The 24,261-nt window shown below is 61.9% G+C and carries 20 protein-coding genes; 16 read left to right on the top strand and 4 right to left on the bottom strand.

Going from position 1 to position 24,261, the window contains the following annotated elements:
• The first annotated feature begins 10 nt into the window (after positions 1 to 10).
• Complete coding sequence (locus AD666_RS20950; protein WP_053156132.1) at positions 11 to 427, top strand: DUF3010 family protein; 417 nt, start codon at positions 11 to 13, stop codon at positions 425 to 427.
• Positions 428 to 497: 70 nt separating this feature from the next.
• On the opposite strand, the gene AD666_RS20945 is transcribed toward AD666_RS20950, so the two are convergent.
• Positions 498 to 1,439: a GlxA family transcriptional regulator gene (locus tag AD666_RS20945; protein WP_053156129.1), complete on the bottom strand. Its 942-nt coding sequence runs from the start codon at positions 1,437 to 1,439 to the stop codon at positions 498 to 500.
• Between the two features lie 186 nt (positions 1,440 to 1,625).
• Here AD666_RS20945 and choX point away from each other — a divergent pair, with 186 nt between their 5' ends.
• From choX to AD666_RS20910, 6 genes are all read left to right on the top strand, one after another.
• Positions 1,626 to 2,570: a choline ABC transporter substrate-binding protein gene (gene choX / locus AD666_RS20940; RefSeq protein WP_053156126.1), complete on the top strand. Its 945-nt coding sequence runs from the start codon at positions 1,626 to 1,628 to the stop codon at positions 2,568 to 2,570.
• Between the two features lie 72 nt (positions 2,571 to 2,642).
• Positions 2,643 to 3,530 carry a 3-keto-5-aminohexanoate cleavage protein gene (locus AD666_RS20935; protein WP_053156123.1) on the top strand — a complete coding sequence of 296 codons (888 nt, stop codon included), beginning with the start codon at positions 2,643 to 2,645 and terminating at the stop codon, positions 3,528 to 3,530.
• 143 nt (positions 3,531 to 3,673) lie between these two features.
• Positions 3,674 to 4,639 (top strand): L-carnitine dehydrogenase, encoded by a 966-nt coding sequence (locus AD666_RS20930; protein WP_053156119.1) that lies wholly within the window; start codon positions 3,674 to 3,676, stop codon positions 4,637 to 4,639.
• 124 nt (positions 4,640 to 4,763) lie between these two features.
• Positions 4,764 to 5,240, top strand: coding sequence for a thioesterase family protein (locus tag AD666_RS20925; RefSeq protein ID WP_053156116.1), 477 nt, complete (start codon positions 4,764 to 4,766; stop codon positions 5,238 to 5,240).
• Positions 5,241 to 5,254: 14 nt separating this feature from the next.
• The gene (locus tag AD666_RS20920; RefSeq protein WP_053156113.1) at positions 5,255 to 6,418 is read left to right on the top strand and encodes a gamma-butyrobetaine dioxygenase; all 1,164 of its coding nucleotides are present in this window, start codon (positions 5,255 to 5,257) and stop codon (positions 6,416 to 6,418) included.
• Between the two features lie 371 nt (positions 6,419 to 6,789).
• Complete coding sequence (locus tag AD666_RS20910) at positions 6,790 to 7,053, top strand: hypothetical protein (protein ID WP_053156105.1); 264 nt, start codon at positions 6,790 to 6,792, stop codon at positions 7,051 to 7,053.
• Between the two features lie 111 nt (positions 7,054 to 7,164).
• Here the strand turns inward: AD666_RS20910 and AD666_RS20905 are convergent, their stop codons facing one another.
• Positions 7,165 to 8,268, bottom strand: a complete 1,104-nt coding sequence (locus AD666_RS20905) for a GlxA family transcriptional regulator (protein ID WP_053156102.1) — start codon at positions 8,266 to 8,268, stop codon at positions 7,165 to 7,167.
• A gap of 460 nt (positions 8,269 to 8,728) precedes the next feature.
• Entirely contained in the window at positions 8,729 to 10,105 is a 1,377-nt protein-coding gene (locus tag AD666_RS20900; protein WP_053156099.1) for an L-serine ammonia-lyase, read from the bottom strand.
• Positions 10,106 to 10,521: 416 nt separating this feature from the next.
• On the opposite strand from AD666_RS20900, the gene AD666_RS20895 reads away from it, so the two are divergent.
• From AD666_RS20895 to choV, 3 genes are all read left to right on the top strand, one after another.
• Positions 10,522 to 11,469: a choline ABC transporter substrate-binding protein gene (locus AD666_RS20895; protein ID WP_053156096.1), complete on the top strand. Its 948-nt coding sequence runs from the start codon at positions 10,522 to 10,524 to the stop codon at positions 11,467 to 11,469.
• Between the two features lie 63 nt (positions 11,470 to 11,532).
• Positions 11,533 to 12,378 carry a choline ABC transporter permease subunit gene (choW, locus tag AD666_RS20890; protein WP_053156093.1) on the top strand — a complete coding sequence of 282 codons (846 nt, stop codon included), beginning with the start codon at positions 11,533 to 11,535 and terminating at the stop codon, positions 12,376 to 12,378.
• Positions 12,375 to 13,553 carry a choline ABC transporter ATP-binding protein gene (gene choV, locus AD666_RS20885; RefSeq protein ID WP_053156090.1) on the top strand — a complete coding sequence of 393 codons (1,179 nt, stop codon included), beginning with the start codon at positions 12,375 to 12,377 and terminating at the stop codon, positions 13,551 to 13,553. Before choW ends, choV begins: the two co-directional genes overlap by 4 nt.
• 69 nt (positions 13,554 to 13,622) lie before the next feature.
• On the opposite strand, the gene AD666_RS20880 is transcribed toward choV, so the two are convergent.
• Positions 13,623 to 15,155, bottom strand: a complete 1,533-nt coding sequence (locus AD666_RS20880; protein WP_172679661.1) for a BCCT family transporter — start codon at positions 15,153 to 15,155, stop codon at positions 13,623 to 13,625.
• Between the two features lie 361 nt (positions 15,156 to 15,516).
• Between AD666_RS20880 and betI the strand changes: the two genes are divergently transcribed.
• From betI to mdtD, 6 genes are all read left to right on the top strand, one after another.
• Complete coding sequence (gene betI / locus AD666_RS20875; protein WP_053156087.1) at positions 15,517 to 16,137, top strand: transcriptional regulator BetI; 621 nt, start codon at positions 15,517 to 15,519, stop codon at positions 16,135 to 16,137.
• 80 nt (positions 16,138 to 16,217) lie between these two features.
• Positions 16,218 to 17,690 carry a betaine-aldehyde dehydrogenase gene (gene betB, locus AD666_RS20870; protein ID WP_053156084.1) on the top strand — a complete coding sequence of 491 codons (1,473 nt, stop codon included), beginning with the start codon at positions 16,218 to 16,220 and terminating at the stop codon, positions 17,688 to 17,690.
• Positions 17,691 to 17,833: 143 nt separating this feature from the next.
• On the top strand, positions 17,834 to 19,537 hold the full coding sequence (gene betA / locus AD666_RS20865) for a choline dehydrogenase (protein ID WP_053156081.1): 1,704 nt from the start codon (positions 17,834 to 17,836) through the stop codon (positions 19,535 to 19,537).
• Between the two features lie 320 nt (positions 19,538 to 19,857).
• Positions 19,858 to 21,300, top strand: coding sequence for a TldD/PmbA family protein (locus AD666_RS20860; RefSeq protein ID WP_053156078.1), 1,443 nt, complete (start codon positions 19,858 to 19,860; stop codon positions 21,298 to 21,300).
• Positions 21,300 to 22,637, top strand: coding sequence for a TldD/PmbA family protein (locus tag AD666_RS20855; RefSeq protein ID WP_053156075.1), 1,338 nt, complete (start codon positions 21,300 to 21,302; stop codon positions 22,635 to 22,637). The genes AD666_RS20860 and AD666_RS20855 overlap by 1 nt, the downstream gene beginning before the upstream one ends.
• A gap of 121 nt (positions 22,638 to 22,758) precedes the next feature.
• On the top strand, positions 22,759 to 24,186 hold the full coding sequence (gene mdtD / locus AD666_RS20850) for a multidrug transporter subunit MdtD (RefSeq protein WP_053156073.1): 1,428 nt from the start codon (positions 22,759 to 22,761) through the stop codon (positions 24,184 to 24,186).
• The last annotated feature ends 75 nt before the right edge of the window (positions 24,187 to 24,261 follow it).

The raw sequence follows: 24,261 nt of genomic DNA, 5'->3' as shown, positions 1-24,261 counted from the left end.
GAAGGCTCAAATGATCATCTGCGGCATTGAAATCAAAGGCAGCGAAGCCATCATCGCCATTGCCTCGCTGGGTCAACAGGGCTTGAGCCATGTCGCGCACAACACAAAAAAAATCACCCTGGACGACGATGACGAAGCTGCCAACGTCAAGGTGTTCGCCGCCCAGGTAAGGGCGTTTGTGCTGGAAAACGGTATCGAACGGATCGCCATCAAGAAGCGCAGCAAAAAAGGCGAGTTCGCCGGTGGCCCGACCACGTTCAAGATCGAAGGGATTTTCCAGCTATTGGAAGGCTGCGAAGTGACACTGCTGTCACCGCAGACCATCAATGCCCAGAGCAAAAAGCATGACTTCGCTTTGCCGACGACGCTGAACAAGTATCAGCATGAGGCGTACAAGGCGGCGTGTGCGGCGTTGGTGAAACAATAATGCCCCCAGGCAAAGCAGATTTCCTGTGGCAGCGAGCAGGCTCGCTCCCACAAGGGCCTGTGTTCGACCATCAGACCACCTTGCGCCGATCCTCTCGCGGACAGCGCTCGAACCGAGCTCGATAACTGCGTGTGAAATACGACGGCGACTCGAACCCACAGGCGATACTCACCTCCAGCACGCTCAAGTCAGTCTGGCGCAGCAGCTGCCGGGCCTTTTCCAGGCGCAGGCGCAGGTAGAAGTTGCTGGGGGTGTCGTTCAGGTGCAGGCGGAACAGGCGCTCGAGCTGGCGCCGCGTGACATTGATGGATTCGGCCAGGGCCAGGGTGCTCAGGGGCGGCTCGCTGTGTGCTTCCATCTCGCCGATGACGTGCACCAGCTTCTTGTTGCGAATGCCATAGCGGCTGGCGATCTCCATGCGCTGGTGATCCTTGCGCGGCCGGATGCGCCCGAGCACGAATTGCTCGCTGACCTGGATCGCCAGGTCGGCACCGTGGGCCTGGCCGATCAGGTCGAGCATCAAATCGATGGAGGCGGTGCCACCGGCGCAGGTGATACGACGGCGGTCGATTTCGAACAGTTCCTGGGTCACGCTGAGCGTTGGATAGGATTCCTTGAACGCCTCGATCGCTTCCCAGTGCAGGGTCACGCGATGGCCCTCCAGCAACCCCGCCTCGGCCAGGATCACGCTGCCCGTGTCGATACCGCCCAGGGTCACGCCATCGCTGTCCAACCGGTGCAACCAACGCTCCAGCGTCGGGGTGGCGAATTTCAACGGCTCGAACCCCGCCACCACCCACAAGGTCGCGCCTTTCTTCAAGGGTTCCAGTGCAACATCGGCGTTGACCGACATGCCGTTGCTCGCCAGCACCGCCCCGCCATCGGCACTCAACACATGCCAGCGGTACAGTTCGCCACGAAAGCGATTGGCAACCCGTAACGGCTCGATGGCCGAAATGAAGCCGATGGCCGAAAAACCTGGCATCAACAGAAAGTAGAAATCCTGGGACATGGCGCACTCGACCGACGGGTAGCGTGGGGACCTTGATACGCCACTTGCCTGAGCCGTTCAAGAGGTCGCTGCAGTGCAAGTGCGCGTCGCCGCAGTGCGTTTTGCAAAGGGGCCGGCTGCGTAACTTGGCATCACCGGCGCACAGACGCCGGACACTCATAACAATAAGCTGCCGAGGACCCCGCGATGAAACGATTGATCAGCACCTGCGTTCTTGCTTTGAGCGGTACTACCTTCCTGACCGGCGCAGCCATGGCAGCCGAGCCCGCCGCGTGTCAGAACGTGCGCCTGGGCGTGGTCAACTGGACCGACGTCATCGCCACCAGCGCCTTGACCCAAGTGATACTCGATGGCCTCGGCTACAAGACCAAACAGACCAGCGCTTCCCAGCAGATCATCTTTGCCGGCATTCGTGACCAGCGTCTGGACATGTTCCTTGGCTACTGGAACCCGTTGATGACCCAGACCATCACACCCTTCGTCGAAGCCAGGCAGGTGAAGGTGTTGGACCAGCCCAACCTCGGTGATGCACGCGCCACCCTGGCCGTGCCGACGTACCTGGCCGACAAGGGCCTGAAGACCTTCGCCGACATCGCGAAATTCGAGAAGGAGCTGGGCGGCAAGATCTATGGCATCGAGCCGGGCTCCGGCGCCAATACCCAGATCAAGGCGATGATCGCCAAGAACCAGTTCGGCCTGGGCAAATTCCAACTGGTGGAGTCCAGCGAGGCCGGCATGCTCGCGGCGGTGGACCGCGCCGTACGGCGCAAGGAAGCCGTGGTGTTCTTCGGCTGGGCGCCCCACCCCATGAACGTCAACGTGCAGATGACCTACCTGACCGGCAGCGACGATGCCCTCGGCCCGAACGAAGGCAAGGCCACCGTCTGGACCGTCACCGCACCGAACTACGCCGAGCAGTGCCCTAACGTCAACCGCCTGCTGAGCAACCTGACCTTCAGCGCCGAAGACGAGAGCCGGATGATGCAGCCGCTGCTCGATCACAAGGATCCGCTGGAGTCGGCCCGACAATGGCTCAAGGACCATCCGCAGGACAAACAACGCTGGCTGGAAGGTGTGACCACCTTCGACGGCAAGCCAGCCGCCGACAACCTGAAACTGACCAGTAACTGATCGAACGTTCTCCATCTGCGCAGCTGCCGAACGGCTGCGCAGTGACTCAACACGCCTGAAGGAAATCGCACCATGAACCACGACGTCATCATCACCTGCGCACTCACCGGTGCTGGCGACACAACCGCCAAGAGCCCTCACGTACCGGTCACTCCGAAGCAGATCGCCGAGGCCGCCGTCGAGGCTGCCAAGGCCGGAGCCACCGTAGTGCATTGCCATGTTCGCGATCCCCGGACCGGCAAGTTCAGCCGCGATGTGGCGCTGTACCGCGAAGTGATGGAGCGCATCCGCGAAGCGGACGTGGACATCATCGTCAACCTCACCGCCGGCATGGGGGGCGACCTGGAAATCGGTGCCGGTGAATGCCCCATGGAGTTCGGCCCCAGCACCGACCTGGTGGGCCCGTTGACTCGCCTGGCCCATGTCGAGGAGCTGCTGCCGGAAATCTGCACCCTGGATTGCGGCACCCTGAACTTCGGCGACGGCGACACCATTTATGTCTCCACCCCGGCGCAGCTGCGCGCTGGCGCCAGGCGCATCACCGAACTGGGGGTCAAGGCCGAACTGGAAATCTTCGACACCGGCCACCTGTGGTTCGCCAAGCAGATGATCAAGGAAGGCCTGCTGGACAACCCGCTGTTCCAACTCTGCCTCGGCATCCCGTGGGGCGCGCCGGCCGACACCACCACCATGAAAGCCATGGTCGACAACCTGCCGCCGGACGCGGTGTGGGCCGGCTTTGGTATCGGCCGCATGCAAATGCCGATGGCCGCCCAGGCGGTACTGCTCGGCGGCAACGTGCGGGTCGGGCTGGAAGACAACCTGTGGCTGGACAAGGGCGTGCTTGCCACCAATGGGCAGCTGGTCGAACGCGCCAGCGAAATTCTCAGTCGCCTAGGGGCGCGGGTGCTCACCCCGGCTGAAGGTCGCAAAAAGATGGGGCTGACCAAGCGTAGCTAGCCAGAACCGACTCCAAACCCTGTGGGAGCAAGGCTTGCCCGCGATGACGATGTATCAGTCGACATTAGCGCTGAATGTATCGCCGCTATCGCGGGCAAGCCTTGCTCCCACGGGAGACAGTTAATCCCCTTTAGGAAATCACCATGCGCTTTATCACGGACATCAAAACCTTCGCCGCCCTGGGCAGCGGTGTGATCGGCAGCGGCTGGGTCAGCCGCGCCCTGGCCCATGGCCTTGACGTCGTAGCCTGGGACCCCGCGCCGGGCGCCGAAGCGGCGCTGCGCAAACGTGTTGCCAATGCCTGGGGTGCGCTGGAAAAACAGGGCTTGGCGCCCGGTGCCTCCCAGGACCGCCTGCGTTTCGTCACCACCATCGAAGAATGCGTGCGCGACGCCGACTTCATCCAGGAAAGTGCCCCCGAACGCCTGGAACTCAAACTCGAGCTGCACAGCCAGATCAGCACCGCTGCCAAGCCGGACGCATTGATCGGCTCCAGCACCTCGGGGCTGTTGCCGAGCGAGTTCTACGAAGGGTCCACCCACCCGGAGCGCTGCGTGGTCGGCCATCCGTTCAACCCGGTGTATTTGTTACCGCTGGTGGAGGTGGTGGGCGGCAGGCACACCGCGCCCGAGGCGGTCCAGGCCGCCATGCAAGTGTATGAATCCCTGGGCATGCGACCCCTGCACGTGCGCAAGGAAGTACCCGGCTTCATCGCCGACCGACTGCTCGAAGCGCTGTGGCGCGAGGCGCTGCATCTGGTCAACGACGGCGTGGCCACCACGGGTGAGATCGATGACGCCATCCGCTTTGGCGCTGGGCTGCGCTGGTCGTTCATGGGCACGTTCCTGACGTACACCCTGGCCGGCGGCGACGCCGGGATGCGTCACTTCATGGCTCAGTTCGGCCCGGCCCTGCAACTGCCGTGGACCTACCTGCCGGCCCCGGAACTGACCGAGAAACTGATCGACGATGTGGTAGACGGAACGCGTGAACAACTGGGCAACCACAGCATCCCGGCCCTGGAGCGCTATCGCGATGATTGCTTGCTGGCGGTGTTGGAAGCGGTGAAAACCACCAAGGCCAAACACGGCATGGACTTCACCGAATAACCTTGTGGGAGCGAGCTTGCTCGCGAAGAGGCCAGTACATCCGCTAAAAATTTTCTAGCCGATAGACCGCTTTCGCGAGCAAGCCCGCCCCCACATAAACCCAATCTTAATTTGGATGGTCATCATGCCCACCCTCACCACCTACCAAACCCACATCCGCCCCGAATGGGTCGATTACAACGGCCATCTGCGCGACGCCTATTACCTGCTGATTTTCAGCTACGCCACCGACGCGTTGATGGACCTGCTCGGCATGGATAGCCTGAACCGTGACGCCAGCGGCCATTCGCTGTTCACCCTCGAACTGCACCTTAACTACCTGCACGAAGTGAAGGTGGACGTCGACGTGGAAGTACGCACGCAAATCATCGGCCATGATGCGAAGCGCCTTCACCTCTACCACAGCCTGCACCTGGCCGGCGGGGATAAAGCGCTGGCGGGTAATGAGCAAATGCTGCTTCACGTCGACCTGGCCGGGCCGCACTCGGCGCCTTTCACGGAACCGACCCTGGGCAAACTCAAGGCGTTGCTCGAGGCTCAAGCCGACCTGCCGCCCCCGGCCTACATCGGTCGGGTTATCGCCCTGCCCCCTGCCCGATAGGACTGGAGACCGTCATGAACACCGCCGCCGCGTTTGCCGACTTCCGCCGTTACCCATTGGTTCAGGCACTGACCGCTGCAACGTCTCTGGCCGACCGGGTGCAGGTCACCTGGGCCGATGGCCGGATCAGTCCGTTTCACCATCAATGGTTGCGGGACAATTGCCCTTGCCCTCTATGCGTCTACACCGTCACCCGCGAACAGGTGTTGGAAATCGTCGATGTGCCTGAAGACCTGGCACCGACCGCGACACGCCTCGACGACGAAGGCTGCCTGTGCGTGGATTGGCAGGACGGTCACCAGAGCCGCTTCGATCCAGGCTGGCTGCGCGCCCATGCCTACGACGACCAGTCCAGGGCCGAGCGCCTGGCGAACAGGCCCCGGCGCCAGCTCTGGCAGCGCGATTTGCAAATACCGGTATTCGATTACCAGGCCCTGATGGACGATGCCGGCGCCTTGCTGCAATGGCTGCTGGCAGTACGCGACATCGGCCTGACTCAGGTGCGCGGCGTCCCTACCGAGCCCGGTTCGCTGAAACGGGTCGCCCAGAAAATCTCCTTCATTCGAGAGAGCAACTTCGGCGTGCTGTTCAACGTGCAATCGAAGGCCGACGCCGACAGCAATGCCTACACCGCTTTCAACCTGCCCCTGCACAGCGACTTGCCGACCCGCGAATTGCAGCCGGGCCTGCAGTTCTTGCATTGCCTGGTGAACAACGCCGAGGGCGGCGAGAGCATTTTTGTCGACGGCTTTGCCATCGCCGAGGCCTTGCGCCAGGAAGACCCGGAGGCCTTCGATGCGCTGTGCCGGATCCCGGTGGAGTTTCGCAACAAGGACCGCCACAGCGACTACCGCTGCCTAGCGCCCATCATCGCTTTGGATGCCCTGGGACAGGTTGCCGAAGTCCGTATGGCGAACTTCCTGCGCGGGCCGTTCGACACGTCGGTCGAGCAGATGCCGAGACTCTATCGCGCCTATCGCCGCTTCATCGCCCTGACCCGCGAATCACGATTCCGAGTCATGCAGCGCCTGGAGCCTGGCCAGCTCTGGTGCTTTGACAACCGCCGCACCCTTCACGCACGCAATGCCTTCGACCCGGCTACCGGAGGCAGGCATTTCCAGGGTTGCTATGTGGATCGGGATGAGCTGTTGTCGCGGATCCTGGTGTTGCAACGCTAGACCGCGTAACGGCGATTCGCGAGCAAGCCCGCTCCCACAGGAGTACGCTTTTCAATGTGGGAGCGGGCTTGCTCGCGAAAACGGTCTCAGCGACGCCACCTCAACACCTGATTCACCCAGGCAAAAAAATCCCCGATCAAGCCGTGACAGGATCGGGGCAGGTTGCGTTACTGGAGGAGCTTTCCCGCGAGGGTGACCAAACCATCGTGATCCAGCTTGAGGCCAGTGTGCCCCAGTCGCCGCCGTGAGGAGTTAACCGAAAACGACCTGTTCATAGGTATCCGTGCCATTGCGACAATCTACCCTTGCCGCCGCTTCGGGTGGCTACCAGAATCGAGGCAGACCCCAATCCCCGAACAAGGAAAAGCGTCATGATGTACGCCGATTTGATCGACCAGGAAGACCTGTTGGGCCACCTCAAGTCCCTGGGCCTGCAGATACCCAACGGCTACACCGCCGAGCAGGCCTGCCTGTGCGCCGTGCGCGGCCTGGACAACGCTCGCGCCAACGACCTGCGTCGTATGGTCAGGGACATGTACACCAGCAGCGCAACCATACTGCCGGCCGTTCGCCAGGCGATCGAAGAGCAGTTGTTGCCGGCATTGGCGGATTACCAGAAAAACCACAACACCTGAAACCAATCGCGAGCAGGCTCGCTCCCACAGGGGACTTTGCGGATGCAACAGATAGTGTGCACACCGCAGATCCTGTGGGAGCGAGCCTGCTCGCGATGAAAGCGCCTCGGTCTACAGCCTCACACTGGCAAACGTCGATTCATTACGCGCCTGGCTCAACGCCGACAGCGGGCCGGACAACGGCGATAGCACCATGGCCTGTGGCAGCGGCACCATGGCGACCTGTTGCGTGGTGTTGGAACCGACGCGCTCGTCCCGTGGCGGAATGCCGAAGTATTCGCGGTAGCACTTGGAGAAGTGCGGCGTGGAGACGAAACCGCACACCGAGGCCACTTCGATGATCGACATCGGCGTCTGCTTGAGCAGTTGCCGTGCCCGGATCAGCCGCAGCTTGAGGTAATAGCGCGACGGCGAGCAATGCAGGTATTTCTGGAACAAACGCTCCAGCTGACGCCGGGACACGGCGACATACACCGCCAGTTCATCGAGGTCGATCGGCTCTTCCAGATTGGCCTCCATCAGCGCCACGATTTCCTGCAGCTTCGGCTGGTTGGTGCCGAGCATGTGCTTGAGCGGCACGCGTTGGTGATCCTGTTCGTTGCGGATGCGCTCATAGACGAACATTTCGGAAATAGCCGCCGACAGCTCGCGACCATGATCGCGACTGATCAGGTGCAGCATCATGTCCAACGGCGCGGTGCCGCCAGAGCTGGTGAAGCGGTTGCGGTCGAGGGTGAACAGACGAGTACTCATCGACACCCGCGGGAAAGCTTCCTGCATCGCGGCCAGGCATTCCCAGTGCACGCTGCAATCGAAGCCGTCCAGCAGGCCGGCGCAGGCCAGGGCCCAACTGCCGGTGCAGACCGCGCCCAGGCGACGCGATTGGCGGGCCTGGCCTTGCAACCAGGACACGTGCTCACGGGTCACGGTGCGCTGGATGCCGATACCGCCACACACGATGACAGTGTCCAGGTGTGGTGCTTTGTGCATGGAGGCATCGGGGGTGATCTGCAGACCGTCACTGGCCCAGACTTGCCCGCCGTCGACGGTGAGGGTGGTCCAGCGATACAGCTCGCGACCGGATAACTGGTTGGCCATGCGTAGCGGTTCTACCGCGGACGCCAGGGAAATCAGCGTGAAATTGTCCAGCAGCAAAAAGCCGATGGATTGAGGCGCACGGTTCTGGGGTTGGGCCCCGGAGTTGGACGTCGTCATCGCGGTATCTCCTCACACAAAGCGGGTGATGGCCTCAGGCGGAGGCTCTTGTTATTGCCATCGTCCTGTTGCCAGAGACGGGCTTTTTGGTGATAGAGCAATTGCCGTGCCTAAAGTTGAATGTGTGTTCAATAACTCCTGAAAACGACATCGCGTCCCGTCTAAACAAGGCGCGCATCAAGTATGGATATCAGCACTATTCTCGGCTGGCGACGGCTGTCACGGTGGACGGTGAGCAGTTCGGTAGCACTTGTGGGAACTGGGCTGCGCCGCTTGCGCAACCGGTATCACCACAGGACGGGTGACGAACGGTCGGGCGCCGTAAAACGGCTGGCCCGACAAATGGCGTCTTGTCTGTTAGCGACGCGCTAAAAGGTGGCGTGTTTTCGACTTGCTGCTCATTTTTCGAGCGATTTGCAGATCACCATCAGGACCGGTGAAGGCTTTCTGTGGCGTGTTGTCAGCACTCCACCGCACTCACCGCCAACCCGCCCCGCGAAGTTTCTTTATATTTGTCATGCATGTCGGCGCCGGTATCACGCATGGTGCGGATCACCCGATCCAGGGAAATGAAATGCTGGCCGTCGCCGCGCAGGGCCATCTGCGCAGCGTTGATAGCTTTCACGGCGGCAATGGCGTTGCGCTCGATGCACGGCACCTGCACCAGACCACCCACCGGATCGCAAGTCAGGCCAAGGTTATGCTCCAGGCCGATTTCCGCCGCGTTGCACAGTTGTTCCGGCGTAGCGCCCAGCACCTCCGCCAGCCCTGCCGCGGCCATGGCGCAGGCCGAGCCCACTTCCCCCTGGCAGCCGACTTCGGCGCCGGAGATCGACGCATTCTTCTTGCACAGAATGCCCACCGCCGCCGCACCGAGGAAATAATCCACCACGTTGGCGTCGGTGACGTCCTCGCTGAACTTCATGAAGTAATGCAGCACCGCCGGAATGATACCCGCCGCGCCATTCGTCGGCGCCGTTACCATGCGCCCACCGGCAGCGTTCTCCTCGTTGACCGCCAGGGCGTACAGGTTGACCCATTCCATCGCGCTCAAAGTCGAGCCGATGACATTGGGCTTGTTCAGCTCCTGCAAACTGCGGTGCAATTTGGCCGCACGCCGACGCACGTTCAAACCGCCGGGCAGAATGCCTTCGTGCTTGAGGCCATGCTCGACGCATTCCTGCATGGCTCGCCAGAGTTTCATCAGGCCGCTGCGAATTTCTTCTTCCGAACGCCAGACCTTTTCGTTGGCCATCATCAACTCGGCTACGCGCAGGTTGTGGGTGCGACACAGCTCAAGCAACGCTTCGGCACTGGAAAAATCGTAAGGCAACTCGGTAGTGTCCAGGTCCACCACGCCGCTGGACGCTTGGGCCTGATCGACCACGAAGCCGCCGCCAACCGAATAATAAGTGTCACGGTGCAACTCGCCGTCGTCGCCTTCGGCCACCAGCGTCATCGCGTTGGGGTGGAACGGCAGGTTTTCATCGATCAGGCGCATGTCCCGTGCCCAGACGAATGGCACCGACAGGCGATTATCCAGCAGCAGGGTTTCGGTTTCGCGCAGCCGCTCGATGCGCGGGCCGATCTGCGACGGGTCGATTGCGTCCGGCCACTCTCCCATCAAGCCCATGATCACCGCGTTGTCGCTGCCATGGCCAATACCGGTGGCCGACAACGAACCGTATAACTGCACTTCGATCCGGCGCACTTTCTCCAGAAGCGACATACCACGCAGCGCCTCAACGAACAGCGCCGCGGCGCGCATGGGCCCCACGGTGTGGGAACTGGACGGACCGATACCGATTTTAAACAGGTCGAAAACACTGATTGCCATTGCCTAGAACCTCCAGAACGGGCACCGGAGCGCCCAGTGACGGAGCTGCTACGCTCAACGCCGGGATGGCCGCATCATCCGGCTTTTGCCTTGGGGTTCGACGTCTGACACCGACGCAATCATGCCCACCAACGTCGCCCGGTTTACGACAGGCTCCTGCGCCGTTTTTTTGCGTGTCAGAGGCCGACCAAGGGCGGAAAAAATCTGTAAACGACGTCACCGACACTGGATGCGACCATCCCTGTACTGGATACGACCCACCCTGTAGGCGACAGATTTGCACTGGTACATGATCGGTTACGGCTCGTTTTCAAGGCCGCGTGTCGAGACAGTGTTCACGCGCCACCAACCGCAACACTCATACAAAGCGCGGATGTCCGACCGGACACCGCCGATAAAACACCAGGAGTCCACTCATGAAAGGTTCCAAGCCGTTGTTGTTGGCCGCCATGCTGAGTCTTCCGATGCTGGCCAACGCAGCTGAACCCGAGCAATGCAGCACCGTCAACTTTTCCGACGTCGGCTGGACCGACATCACCGTGACCACCGCTACCACCAGCGTGATTCTCCAGGCCCTGGGCTACAAGACCAAGACCACCATGATTTCCGTACCGGTGACCTACAAGTCCCTGGCCGACGGCAAGAACATGGATGTATTCCTCGGCAACTGGATGCCGACCATGGAGAACGACATCAAGGCCTACCGCGATGCCGGCACCGTGGAAACCGTGCGGACCAACCTCACAGGCGCGAAGTACACCCTGGCGGTTCCCGAAGCCTTATATGAAAAAGGGCTCAAGGATTTCAAAGACATCGCCAAATTCAAGAAAGAACTCGACGGCAAGATCTACGGCATCGAGCCGGGCAACGATGGCAACCGTCTGATCCAGAGCATGATCGACAAGAACGCCTTCGGTCTGAAGGACGCCGGCTTCAAGGTCGTCGAATCCAGCGAAGCGGGCATGCTGTCGCAGGTTGAGCGGGCGTCGAAACGCGGCACCGACGTGGTGTTCCTCGGCTGGGCACCGCACCCGATGAATACCCGCTTCAAGATCCAGTACCTGACCGGCGGCGATGATTTCTTCGGTCCGGACTTCGGCGCGGCCACTGTAGCGACCAACACCCGCAAGGGTTACACCCAAGAATGCAGCAACGTCGGCCAATTGTTGAAGAACCTCGAGTTCACCGTCGACATGGAAAGCAAACTGATGGGCAACGTGCTCGACGACAAGATGAAGCCGGAGGCCGCCGCCAAGGCCTGGCTGCAGAAAAACCCACAAGTACTCGATACCTGGCTCGCTGGCGTGACCACCATTGACGGTAAACCTGGCCTGGAAGCCGTGAAAGCCAAGCTCGCCCAGTAATCGTTATGCCGGGCAGGTTCGCCCGCCCGGGCTGTTTATCCCTTGCATGCGGACGTTCATACCATGCTGATTGATCAGAAAATACCATTAGGCCAGTACATCGCGAGCTTCGTCGAATGGCTGACGCAACACGGTGCCAGTACCTTCGATGCCATCGCCGCGTCACTTGAAGCGATGATCCACGGCGTGACATTTGCGCTGACCTGGTTCAACCCGCTGGCGTTGATCGGCCTTATCGCCCTGCTGGCACACTTCATCCAGCGCAAATGGGGCCTGACGGTATTCGTCATCGCGTCGTTTCTACTGATCCTGAACCTGGGTTACTGGCAGGAAACCATGGAAACCCTCGCTCAGGTGATGTTCGCCACCCTGGTTTGCGTAGTGATCGGCGTGCCGCTGGGCATTGTTGCCGCGCACAAGCCGATGTTCTACACGATGATGCGTCCGGTGCTCGATCTGATGCAGACCGTACCGACCTTCGTGTACCTCATTCCTACCCTGACCCTTTTCGGTCTGGGTGTGGTCCCGGGCCTGATCTCAACGGTGGTGTTCGCGATTGCCGCGCCCATCCGCCTGACCTACCTGGGCATCTGCGACGTTCCGGAAGAACTGATGGACGCCGGCAAGGCCTTTGGCTGCTCCCGTCGCCAGCTCCTGTCGCGCATCGAACTGCCCCATGCGATGCCCAGCATCGCGGCCGGTGTCACCCAGTGCATCATGCTGTCGTTGTCGATGGTGGTGATCGCCGCGCTGGTGGGCGCCGATGGCCTGGGCAAACCCGTGGTCAACGCACTGAACACCGCCGATATCGCCCTGGGCTTCGAAGCAGGCCTGGCAATCGTACTGCTGGCGATCATGCTCGACCGAATCTGCAAACAACCCGACGCAAAAGCAGGGGGTGACGCATGAGCATCATTCGTTTCGAAGACGTCGATGTCATTTTCTCCAACCGCCCCAAGGCCGCACTGGACCTGCTGGACAAAGGTTTTTCGCGTCCTGAGATCCTGCAGCAGACCGGCCTGATCGTCGGCGTGGAAAAAGCCAGCCTGTCCATCGAGAAAGGTGAGATCTGCGTCCTGATGGGCCTTTCCGGGTCCGGCAAATCCAGCCTGCTGCGCTGCATCAACGGCTTGAACACCGTCAGTCGTGGCAAGCTGTTCGTCGAGCACGAAGGGCGACAGATCGACATCGCCTCCTGCTCCCCCGCCGAACTGAAGATGATGCGCACCAAGCGCATCGCCATGGTGTTCCAGAAGTTCGCCCTGATGCCTTGGCTGACAGTGCGCGAGAACATCAGCTTCGGCCTGGAAATGCAGGGTCGTCCCGAGAAGGAACGGCGCAAGCTGGTGGATGAGAAACTCGAGCTGGTGGGCCTGACCCAGTGGCGCAACAAGAAACCCAACGAGCTGTCCGGCGGTATGCAGCAACGGGTCGGCCTGGCCCGTGCCCTGGCGATGGACGCCGACATCCTGCTGATGGACGAACCCTTCTCGGCCCTCGACCCGCTGATCCGCCAAGGCCTGCAGGATGAGCTGCTGGTACTGCAACGCAAACTGCAGAAGACCATCGTGTTCGTCAGCCATGACCTGGACGAAGCCCTGAAACTGGGCAGCCGTATCGCGATCATGAAGGACGGCAAGATCATCCAGTACAGCAAGCCGGAAGAGATCGTGCTGAACCCGGCGGACGACTATGTGCGCACCTTCGTCGCCCATACCAACCCGCTCAACGTGCTCTGCGGTCGCAGCCTGATGCGCACCCTGGACAACTGCAAGCGCATCAACGGTTCGGTGTGCCTGGATCCGGGCGGCGACTCCTGGCTCGATCTGGCCGAAGGCAACACCATCAAGGGCGCACGGCAGAATGGCGCCACCCTGGACCTGCAGAATTGGGCGCCGGGCCAATCGGTCGAGGGCCTGGGCCGTCGCCCGACGCTGGTGGATTCCAACATCGGTATGCGCGATGCCCTGCAGATCCGCTACCAGACCGGCAACAAACTGGTGCTCCACGACAACCAGAAAGTGGTCGGGATCCTCGGCGACAGCGAGCTGTACCACGCGCTGCTCGGCAAGAACCTGGGCTGAGCCCGCCACCAACAAAAACGCCGCGAGAGATCGCGGCGTTTTTGTTAGTGCTGAAGATGGGCCGATGCCTCAGGCAGCGGCACGGCTCCCTTGCAGTACCACGGAGTCCTGCTCGATCTGCACGTCCCGGCGCATAGCCTTGTGCAAGCCAAACATGAAGAACACCAGCACCACCGAGAACGGCAATCCGGCCAGCACCACCATGGTTTGCATGGCTTCGAAGTTACCGGCAAACAACAGACCGATGGTCACCAGCGTAATCACCACCGACCAGAAGATCCGCAGCCAATGTGGCGCATCTTCATCCACGGTGCCGCCCTTGCACGAAAGGTTGGCCATCATCACTGCACCGGAGTCCGCCGGTGTCAGGAACAGTACGAAACCCACAAAGATCGACACACCGATCACCACTTTCGACGCCGGGTAATGTTCGAGCAATTGGTAGATCGCCATGGACGGCTGTTCCAATGCCGTCTTGCCCAGTTCCACGGCGCCCTGGTTCATCACCAGGTCCAGGGCCGAGTTACCGAAGATCGACAGCCAGGCCAAGGTAAAACCCAGGGGAATCAACAACACGCCGGCCACCAGTTCGCGCACCGTGCGGCCACGGGAAATACGCGCAATGAACATGCCCACGAATGGCGCCCAGGAAATCCACCAGGCCCAGTAGAACAGGGTCCACAGGCCCAGCCAGCGGTCGGCCTCGGCGCCGTCGCCCTGATACACATACAGGTCGAAAGTCTTCAGTACCACGCCGTTGAGGTAATCGCCGATGTTCTGCACGAAGCCGTTGAGCAGGTGCAGGGTCGGACCGAACAGCAAGACGAAGATCAGCAAGCAACTGAACAGCACGATGTTCAGGTTGGACAGCCGGCGGATGCCGTTTTCCACGCCGGACACGGCCGCGATGGTCGCCACGGTGCTCATGACGATGATCACGATCAGCAGGTTGGTGTTGCTGTGTGCCATGCCGAACAGGTTTTCCAGCCCGGACGCGACCTGCAGGGAGCCGATTCCCAGGTTAGTCACCAACCCCAGCAGGGTCACGAACATGCCGAAACCGTCCACGGCGTGTCCGGCAGCGCCCTTGACCCAGCGCTCGCCCACCAGCGGATACAACGCCGAACGCAAAGCCAGTGGTTGGTGATGCCGGTAGGCGAAATACGCCACGGCCAGGCCGACCAGGGCGTAGATCGCCCAGCCGTGCAGGCCCCAATGCAGGAAGGTCAGCTGCACCGCCTGACGCGCCGCCTGATGAGTACCGGCCGCACCCTCCGGCGGATTGAAGAAGTGATCCAACGGCTCAGAGGCGCCGAAGTACAGCAGCGAAATGCCGATGCCCGACGAAAACAGCATCCCGGCCCAGGCCCCGTAGCTGAAGTCCGGCGTATCGTCCCGGCTGCCCAGCTTGAGCTTGCCGTAGGAAGAAAAGGCCAGGCCGACCACGAAGACCAGATAGGCCGCAATCACCACCATGTAGTACCAGCCGAAGCTGCGGGACAACCACGCCTGGGCGATGCCGAGCAACCGACCGGCCTCCTGCGGCGTGGCGATCAGGACGGCGGTCAGCAGCAGGATCAACACGGTGGAGGTGTAGAACACCCAACCGTTGACCGTCACCTTCTGCGGTGGGTTTTTTATTAGAGAGGCAGAACTCATTGCACGGATGCTCCAGGCAGTGCGAGAGAAGGACAGGACACGCAATCCCCGACCAATCGGTAAGTGGGCAGCCGACCGGCGGGTGTTATAAAGACACCCACAAAGCTCCTGCCCCGCAAATCGTGGGTCACAGGCTTCGGATGTCTTGTTTCTGCGCCATTTACTCGTAGGAAATTTCGGTAAATCGCGACGAATTGTCGCAGAGCTTATTCTTTGTTGATTGAACGTTCAATCAAAACAAAATAGACTGGCCCTCGATGGCTGGACGTGACCCGTCCGCCGGATGGCCTAAGGAGATGTGCAGATGCCCAAGGTCGGTATGCAACCCATACGCCGCCAGCAATTGATCGAAGCCACGTTGCAGGCTGTCGATCAGGTCGGGATGGGGGACGCCAGCATTGCGCTGATTGCCCGCTTGGCCGGTGTCTCGAATGGCATCATCAGTCACTACTTTCAGGACAAGAATGGCCTGATCGCGGCCACGGCCCAGTACCTGATGACTGTCCTGAGCGAGAACGTCACCGCACGCCGTCAGGCGCTGGAGGATACGAGCCCGCGGGCGCACCTCAAGGTGATCATCGAAGGCAACTTCGACGCCAGCCAGGTCAACGGCCCGGCAATGAAAACCTGGCTGGCCTTCTGGGCCACCAGCATGCATCACCCGTCTTTGCACAGGTTGCAGCGGATCAACGATCACCGTCTGTATTCCAACCTGTGTTGCCAGTTCCGTCGCGTGTTGCCCGTCGATGAGGCGCGCAGTGCGGCACGGGGCCTGGCCGCTCTGATCGACGGGTTGTGGCTGCGCGGCGCGCTGTCGGGAGACGCGTTCGACACCGCCCAGGCACACCGGATCGCTTACGAATACATGGATTTCCAACTGGCCAAGTCAGGGGCGCCAGAGCACACAGAACCGCTCGGCTCCTGAACCGCCACCGACCCGCGTAGTCAGCTGTAAAGGACGCGCCCGGTGGATACGCCAACCACTTATGCACTTGCGAGGACTTTATGGCCCGTTTCGAACTGCAAAAACTCTACATCGATGGCGCGTACAGCGATGCCAGCGGCGACGCCACTTTCGAAGCCATCAACCCGGCCAACGGTGAAGTGCTCGCCCTGGTGCAACGCGCGACCAAGGAAGACGTCGAGCGCGCCGTGGTCAGCGCCGAAAAAGGTCAGAAAGTCTGGGCGGCCATGACCGCCATGCAGCGCTCGCGCATCCTGCGCCGCGCCGTGGACATCCTGCGCGAGCGCAACGATGAGCTGGCTGCCCTGGAAACCCTGGACACCGGCAAGGCTTATTCCGAAACCCGTTACGTGGACATCGTCACCGGTGCCGATGTGCTGGAGTACTACGCCGGCCTGGTACCCGCCATCGAAGGCGAGCAGATCCCGCTGCGCGACACTTCGTTCGTCTACACCCGTCGCGAACCCTTGGGCGTGGTGGCCGGCATCGGCGCATGGAACTACCCGATCCAGATCGCCCTGTGGAAATCCGCTCCGGCCCTGGCGGCCGGCAACGCGATGATCTTCAAGCCAAGCGAAGTGACCTCGCTGACCACCCTGAAACTGGCCGAGATCTATACCGAAGCGGGCGTCCCGGCAGGTGTGTTCAACGTCCTGACCGGCAGCGGCCGTGAAGTCGGTACCTGGCTGACCGAACACCCACGCATCGAGAAAGTCTCCTTCACCGGCGGCACCGACACCGGCAAGAAAGTCATGGCCAGCGCTTCGAGCTCTTCGCTCAAGGACGTGACCATGGAACTGGGCGGCAAGTCGCCGTTGATCATCTGCGACGACGCCGACCTGGATCGCGCCGCCGACACCGCGATGATGGCCAACTTCTACAGTTCCGGCCAGGTCTGCACCAACGGCACCCGCGTGTTCGTACCGAGCCATCTCAAGGCTGCATTCGAAGCCAGGATCGCCGAACGCGTGGCGCGCATCCGCGTGGGCAATCCAGAGGACGAAAACACCAACTTCGGCCCGCTGGTGAGCTTCGCCCACATGGAGAGCGTGTTGGGCTACATCGAGAAAGGCAAGGCCGAAGGCGCACGCCTGCTATGCGGCGGCGGTCGCCTGACCGACGGCGAGTTTGCCAAGGGCGCGTTCGTCGCTCCAACGGTGTTCACCGACTGCACCGACGACATGACCATCGTGCGCGAAGAAATCTTTGGCCCGGTGATGAGCATCCTCACCTATGACACCGAGGAAGAAGTCATCCGCCGCGCCAACGATACTGATTTCGGCCTGGCTGCCGGTGTCGTGACCCGCGACCTCAACCGCGCCCACCGCATCATCCATCAACTGGAAGCCGGTATCTGCTGGATCAACGCCTGGGGCGAATCCGACGCCAAGATGCCGGTCGGTGGCTACAAGCAATCGGGCGTGGGCCGCGAGAATGGGATCAGCTCGCTGAACAACTTCACGCGCATCAAATCGGTACAGGTCGAGTTGGGCGATTACGCGTCGGTGTTCTGAATCGGCGTCGCCCATGCGGCCGTCATCGCGAGCAGGCTCGCTCCCACGGGAGTCCCCATTCAATGTGGGAGCGAGCCTGCTCGCGATGGAGTGCAAAGCACTCCTCGGCCCTGACCTGAACCCATTAACAGAGGGTGCATTTCATGTCCCAAGAATTCGATTACATCATCATCGGTGCCGGCTCGGCCGGTAACACCCTGGCAACCCGCCTGACCGAAGACGAAGGCGTCACCGTCCTGCTGCTCGAAGCCGGCGGTCCGGACTATCGCCTGGACTTCCGCACCCAGATGCCCGCCGCCCTGGCGTTCCCACTGCAAGGCCGGCGCTACAACTGGGCCTACGAGACCGACCCGGAGCCGCACATGAACGGTCGCCGTATGGAATGCGGTCGCGGCAAGGGCCTGGGCGGCTCTTCGTTGATCAATGGCATGTGCTACATCCGGGGCAACGCCCTGGACTATGACAACTGGGCCAAGCTACCCGGCCTGGAAGACTGGACCTACCTGGACTGCCTGCCGTATTTCCGCAAGGCGGAAACCCGTGACATCGGCCCGAACGACTACCACGGCGGCGACGGTCCGGTCAGCGTGACCACGCCCAAGCCCGGCAACAACCCGTTGTTCCAGGCCATGGTCGAAGCCGGCGTCCAGGCCGGTTACCCACGCACCGAAGACCTCAACGGCTATCAGCAGGAAGGCTTCGGCCCGATGGACCGCACGGTCACGCCGAACGGTCGTCGCGCCAGCACCGCCCGCGGTTACCTGGACGTCGCCAAGAAGCGCTCGACCCTGACCATCATCACCCATGCCCTGACCGACAAGATCCTGTTCGAAGGCAAGCGTGCCGTGGGCGTGCGTTACCTGGTAGGTGCCGCTGAAGAGCGCGTCGAGGCCCGCGCCCGCCGGGAAGTGCTGCTGTGTTCCGGCGCCATCGCCTCCCCGCAGATTCTGCAACGCTCTGGCGTCGGTCCCGCCCAGTTGCTCAAGAGCCTCGACATCCCGGTGGTCCACGACCTGCCGGGCGTCGGTGAGAACCTGCAGGATCACCTCGAGCTGTACCTGCAATACGCCTGCACCCAACCGGTCTCGCTGTACCCCTCGCTGCTCTGGTACAACCAGCCGGCCATCGGTGCCGAGTGGCTGTTCAACGGCACCGGCATCGGCGCCAGCAACCAGTTCGAGGCCGGCGGTTTCATCCGCACCCGCCCGGAATTCGATTGGCCGAACATCCAGTACCACTTCCTGCCGGTGGCGATTAACTACAACGGCAGCAACGGTGTGAAGGAACACGGCTTCCAGGCGCACATGGGCTCCATGCGCTCGCCGAGCCGCGGGCGGATCCGACTGAAGTCCAAGGACCCGCGCCAGCATCCGAGCATCCTGTTCAACTACATGGCCACCGAGCAGGACTGGCAAGAATTCCGCGACGGCATCCGCCTGACCCGCGAAATCATGCAACAGCCGGCGCTCGATGCGTTCCGCGGCCGCGAGATCAGCCCGGGCATCGACGTGCAGACCGATGAACAACTGGACCAGTTCATCCGCGAACACGCCGAAACCGCGTTCCACCCGTCCTGCTCGTGCAAGATGGGCACCGACGACATGGCCGTGGTAGATGGCGAAGGTCGCGTGCACGGTCTGCAAGGCTTGCGTGTGGTGGATGCTTCGATCATGCCGATCATCACCACTGGCAACCTGAACGCGCCGACGATCATGATGGCCGAGAAAATCGCCGACAAGATTCGCGGCCGCCAGCCCCTGCCCCGCAGCACCGCGCCGTACTACGTGGCCGGCGACGCCCCCGTGCGTGGCAAGCCATTGCGGGAAGTCGGCCCTACCGCGCAGTAACTGTCACACCGCCATCGCGAGCAGGCTCGCTCCCACAAGGAATGGTGTCGGGTACAAATCTTGTGTCCGACACCGATCAAAATGTGGGAGCGGGCTTGCCCGCGAAGAGGTCAGCACATTCAACGTCTTCACCGCCTGTCACACCGCCCTTCGCGAGCAAGCTCGCTCCCACAGGGATCTGCGGTGAACACTAATCCGGTGCCGCCCTGACATCCACACCCCCTTGCTCCTTGATCCCTCCCCCACCCCAGGCCTAATCTAGAGCCGCCGCGTCAATGCGCCACACCTCGCTGCACCGTCACTTCCAACAAGGAGGTTCCATGTTCGACTTCCACCCCCAGCTCAAGCAGCGCTTCGCTGCCTTGCGCACGGGCGCCGAATTTTTTTCCCTGCGTTATGTGCGCGAGTCCGGCCAGCATCTGTCGGTACGCAAGAACATCGCCGAACCGCCCAGCCTGAACCGTGACGAAGGCGCGATGCTTACCGTCCGGGTGAACGGTGTCGAGGCTTACGCGGCCACCAACGACTTGTCCCAGGCCGGCCTGCAAGCGGCGCTGGAGCGGGCCGAGCAGCAAGCCCGCCGACTCAAGCCCCATGCCTTGCTCGATCTGCGCGAACAAAGGGCGTCCACCGATCGCGCCGATTACTTCTCGCCCCATTTCGACCAGGCGTTCCCCTCGCTGAGCGATTGCTTCCAACTGCTGGGCGACGAATCGGCAGCGGTCCCCCGGGACGAGCGCCTGGTGAACTGGCAAGTCAGCATCGGCCTGACCCAGGTCGAGCAGATCTACCTCAACAGCGCCGGCGCCGAACTGCGCCAGGCCCAACGTTTCATCTACCCGGCCCTGGCAGTCACCGCCTTCGACGGCCATGACAGCCAGACCCGCACCCTGGGGCGCGAGAACTTCGGCCAGCAGGGCGGCTTCGACGTCATCCAGCGTTGCGGCCTGGTCGGCGCCGGACCGAAGATCGCCGACCAGGCCCTACAACTGCTGCTGGCACCGAACACCCCGCAAGGCCCTCGGGACCTGTTGCTGATGCCCGACCAGATGATGCTCCAGATCCACGAATCCATCGGCCATCCACTGGAGCTGGACCGGATCCTGGGAGACGAGCGCAATTACGCCGGCACCAGCTTCGTCAAGACCAGTGATTTCGGGCACCTGCAATATGGCTCCAGCCTGCTGAACGTGACTTTCGACCCGGACATTCCCGAGGAACTGGCCAGCTACAGCCATGACGATGACGGCAGCCCCGCCAGCAAACAGTTCCTGATCCGCGAAGGCCTGCTGCTGCGTCCATTGGGAGGTGCGCTGTCGCAATTGCGTGCTGGCCTGGACGGTGTCGCCAACAGCCGCGCCTGTGGTTGGAACCGCCCGCCCATCGATCGCATGGCGAACCTCAACATCGAGCCGGGCGATCAGACTCTGGAGCAACTGATCCAGGGCATCGAGCACGGCGTGCTGATGCGCACCAACCGTTCCTGGTCCATCGACGATGCGCGGAACAAATTCCAGTTCGGTTGTGAATGGGGACAGTTGATCGAGAACGGCGAACTCAAGGGCGTGGTGAAAAACCCCAACTACCGGGGCATTTCCGCGCAGTTCTGGAAGAGCCTGCGGGCCGTGGGCGATGCCGCTACTCGACAGGTCCTCGGCACGCCGAACTGTGGCAAGGGTGAGCCGAACCAGGTCATCCGCGTCGGCCATGCATCGCCGGCGTGCGTGTTCAGCAACGTTGATGTGTTTGGGGGGGACGCCTGATGAGTACCGTCAATAATCAGGCCGAGGCGTTCAAGACGCTGGTCGACTGGCTGCACGGTGCACTGCGTGCGCCCGAACAGTTCACCCTTGGCTACGCCGCCGAATCCTCGGCCTTCGTGCGCTTCAACCATGGCAAGGTCCGTCAGGCCGGGCAGGTGCAGCAGGCCAACGTAAGTTTCAAACTGATCGACGACGGTCGCCATGCCGATTTGCAGATCACCTTGTCCGGCGACACCGCAACGGACCTGCAACGCCTGTCCGAAGGGCTGCAACAGCTGCGCGATACCCTGCCGCTGCTGCCAGCCGATCCGTACCTGCTGCTCAACCCCAACCACTGGCAAAGCGACAACACACAGGCCCATCCGCTACCGGACACCGAACAGGCCGTTGCCGAAATCACTGGCGCCGCCCAGGGCCTGGATCTGGTGGGAATCTATGCCGCCGGGCCCATCAGTCGTGGCTTCGCCAGCTCTGCGGGCGCGTTCGGCTGGCATCAAGCCAACAGCTTCAACTTCGACTTCAGTCTGTTCCACGAAAACGGCCAGGCCGTGAAAGCCAGCTACGCCGGACACCAGTGGAGCACCGAAGGATTTGCCCAGCGCTTCGAACTGGCACGCCAGCAACTGGCGTTCCTGGGTCAACCGCTGCGTACGCTGCCACCCGGCGAGTACCGCGCCTATCTGGCGCCGGCCGCGTTGGAAGAAATCATGGGCATGCTCAGTTGGGGCGGTTTCTCGGCCCAAGCGATTGGCAGCAAGCAGAGCCCGTTGCAGAAGTTCTATGCCGGCGAAGCGCATTTCAGCCCCAATGTGTGGCTGCGCGAGCAGGTCAGTGGCTCACTGAGCCCGGCGTTCTCCGATGAAGGTTATCCGCGCGACGACCTGGCATTGATCGCCAGAGGCACGGCGCTCGATCGCTTGGTCAACTCCCGCAGCGCCGCCGAATATGGCCTCGCCGCCAACGGTGCAAGCAGCTACGAGTACCCCACGGCGCTGGACATGAAAGAAGGTCAGCTGGCCCAGAAGGACATTCTTGAGCAGCTCGGCACCGGGTTGTACATCAGCAATCTCTGGTACCTGAACTACTCGGATCAAGCCGCCGCCCGCCTGACCGGCATGACCCGCTTCGCCACGTTCTGGGTCGAGAATGGCCGGATTGTGGCGCCGGTCAGCACCATGCGCTTCGACGACAGCGTCTACAGCCTGCTGGGTTCGCAGCTCGAAGGCCTGACCCGGGAGCGGGAACTTCTGCTCTCGGCCAGCACCTACAGCCAACGGGCCACGGCCTCGATGCTGTTGCCCGGAGCCTTGATCAAACGCTTGACCCTGACCCTGTAAAAAAGCATCGCGGGCAAGCCTTGCTCCCACAGACGGAATGCAAGGCCATGTTCAAACACCTGTGGAGCAAGGCTTGCCCGCGATGAAGCCACCACCCATCCTCTGACACCCAAGAGGCCCCATGCCCAACCGCGCCCCGCTTGATGCCGTCACTGCCCGCTGGCTCCCCTGGGTAGTGGCGATCGCTTTCTTCATGCAGTCCCTGGACGGGACCATTCTCAACACGGCCCTGCCCGCCATGGCCACTGACCTGGCGGAGAACCCGCTGCGCATGCAGGGCGTGATCATCGCCTACATGCTCACCGTGGCGTTGTTGATCCCGGCCTCGGGCTGGATCGCCGACCGCTTCGGCACGAAGAAGATTTTCTTCGGGGCGATCCTGCTGTTCAGCTTCGGCTCGCTGCTGTGTGCCCTGTCCAATTCGTTGAGCATGCTGATTGGCGCCCGGGTCATCCAGGGACTGGGCGGCGCGCTGATGCTGCCGGTCGGCAGGCTGGTGGTGCTGCGCGCCTACCCGCGCTCGGAACTGGTGCGGATCATGGGCTTCATCACCATCCCCGGCCTGCTAGGCCCGTTGATCGGCCCGACCATGGGCGGTTGGATGGTGCAATACCTGACCTGGCATTGGATCTTCCTCATCAACCTGCCGGTGGGCGTGATCGGCTGTTATGCCGTATGGAAGTTCATCCCGGACCTGCGCGGCTCCGAACGCACGCGGTTCGACGGGCTGGGCTTCTTGCTGTTCGGCGCGGCGATGGTATTGATCACCATCGCCATGGAAGGCTTGGGTGAACTGCATTTGCCGCACCTGCGGGTGATGCTGCTGCTGTTTGGCGGCATGGCCTGCCTCGCCGCCTACTGGGTGCGGGCCGGACACGTCGAAAACGCCCTGTTCCCGCCCTCGCTGTTCAAGACCCGGACCTTCGCGGTGGGCATCCTCGGCAACCTGTTCGCACGCCTGGGCAGCGGCGCCTTGCCGTTCCTGGTGCCGTTGTTGCTGCAAGTCGCCCTGGGTTATTCGCCATCCCAGGCCGGGATGAGCATGCTGCCCCTGGCGGCCGCGGCGATGGTCGCCAAGTCGGTCGCTCGACCGTTGATTGAGCGTCTGGGCTACCGCATCGTCCTGACCGGCAATACCCTGGCCTTGGGCATCATGTTGGCGAGCATGGGCCTGGTGAGCGAACAGACGCCGTACTGGCTGCTCCTGGCGCAACTGGCGGTGCTGGGGGCGATCAACTCGTTGCAATTCACGGCGATGAACACCGTGACCCTGATCGACCTCGACGACGCCAGCGCCAGCAGCGGCAACAGTTTGCTGTCCGTGGTGGCGCAACTGTCCCTGAGCCTGGGCGTGGCCTGTGCCGGTGCCCTGCTCGGTGGTTTCACGGCCCAGGTCGGTAATGACGGCGTGGACACAGTACTGGGCGCGTTCCAATTGACCTTCGTGACGGTGGGGATCATGGCGATGTTGGCGGCGACGATTTTTTCCCAGTTGTCGAAGGAGGATGGCCGGCGGCGCAAGCGTCCCGATGAGCATATCGAGCACTAGAATTTTGAATGCACAGCTCGTCCAGAAGGTTCGAAGGAAGTGGCACGAGGCTGCTACACTGCGCGACATTTTGTT

The organism is Pseudomonas sp. Pf153 (assembly GCF_001269775.1).
Lineage (GTDB): Bacteria > Pseudomonadota > Gammaproteobacteria > Pseudomonadales > Pseudomonadaceae > Aquipseudomonas > Aquipseudomonas uvaldensis.
Note: the sequence above shows the minus strand (reverse complement) of the source record. Positions and strands in the feature narration are given on the sequence as shown.

Coding starts and splice junctions, on each gene's coding strand:
- AD666_RS20920 (WP_053156113.1), top strand. CDS start 5,255: ATGAACACCGCCGCCGCGTTTGCCGACTTCCGCCGTTACCCATTGGTT.
- betA (WP_053156081.1), top strand. CDS start 17,834: ATGTCCCAAGAATTCGATTACATCATCATCGGTGCCGGCTCGGCCGGT.
- AD666_RS20950 (WP_053156132.1), top strand. CDS start 11: ATGATCATCTGCGGCATTGAAATCAAAGGCAGCGAAGCCATCATCGCC.
- AD666_RS20905 (WP_053156102.1), bottom strand. CDS start 8,268: ATGACGACGTCCAACTCCGGGGCCCAACCCCAGAACCGTGCGCCTCAA.
- AD666_RS20935 (WP_053156123.1), top strand. CDS start 2,643: ATGAACCACGACGTCATCATCACCTGCGCACTCACCGGTGCTGGCGAC.
- betB (WP_053156084.1), top strand. CDS start 16,218: ATGGCCCGTTTCGAACTGCAAAAACTCTACATCGATGGCGCGTACAGC.
- choV (WP_053156090.1), top strand. CDS start 12,375: ATGAGCATCATTCGTTTCGAAGACGTCGATGTCATTTTCTCCAACCGC.
- AD666_RS20895 (WP_053156096.1), top strand. CDS start 10,522: ATGAAAGGTTCCAAGCCGTTGTTGTTGGCCGCCATGCTGAGTCTTCCG.
- choW (WP_053156093.1), top strand. CDS start 11,533: ATGCTGATTGATCAGAAAATACCATTAGGCCAGTACATCGCGAGCTTC.
- AD666_RS20855 (WP_053156075.1), top strand. CDS start 21,300: ATGAGTACCGTCAATAATCAGGCCGAGGCGTTCAAGACGCTGGTCGAC.
- AD666_RS20900 (WP_053156099.1), bottom strand. CDS start 10,105: ATGGCAATCAGTGTTTTCGACCTGTTTAAAATCGGTATCGGTCCGTCC.
- AD666_RS20860 (WP_053156078.1), top strand. CDS start 19,858: ATGTTCGACTTCCACCCCCAGCTCAAGCAGCGCTTCGCTGCCTTGCGC.
- AD666_RS20930 (WP_053156119.1), top strand. CDS start 3,674: ATGCGCTTTATCACGGACATCAAAACCTTCGCCGCCCTGGGCAGCGGT.
- AD666_RS20910 (WP_053156105.1), top strand. CDS start 6,790: ATGATGTACGCCGATTTGATCGACCAGGAAGACCTGTTGGGCCACCTC.
- AD666_RS20925 (WP_053156116.1), top strand. CDS start 4,764: ATGCCCACCCTCACCACCTACCAAACCCACATCCGCCCCGAATGGGTC.
- mdtD (WP_053156073.1), top strand. CDS start 22,759: ATGCCCAACCGCGCCCCGCTTGATGCCGTCACTGCCCGCTGGCTCCCC.
- betI (WP_053156087.1), top strand. CDS start 15,517: ATGCCCAAGGTCGGTATGCAACCCATACGCCGCCAGCAATTGATCGAA.
- choX (WP_053156126.1), top strand. CDS start 1,626: ATGAAACGATTGATCAGCACCTGCGTTCTTGCTTTGAGCGGTACTACC.
- AD666_RS20945 (WP_053156129.1), bottom strand. CDS start 1,439: ATGTCCCAGGATTTCTACTTTCTGTTGATGCCAGGTTTTTCGGCCATC.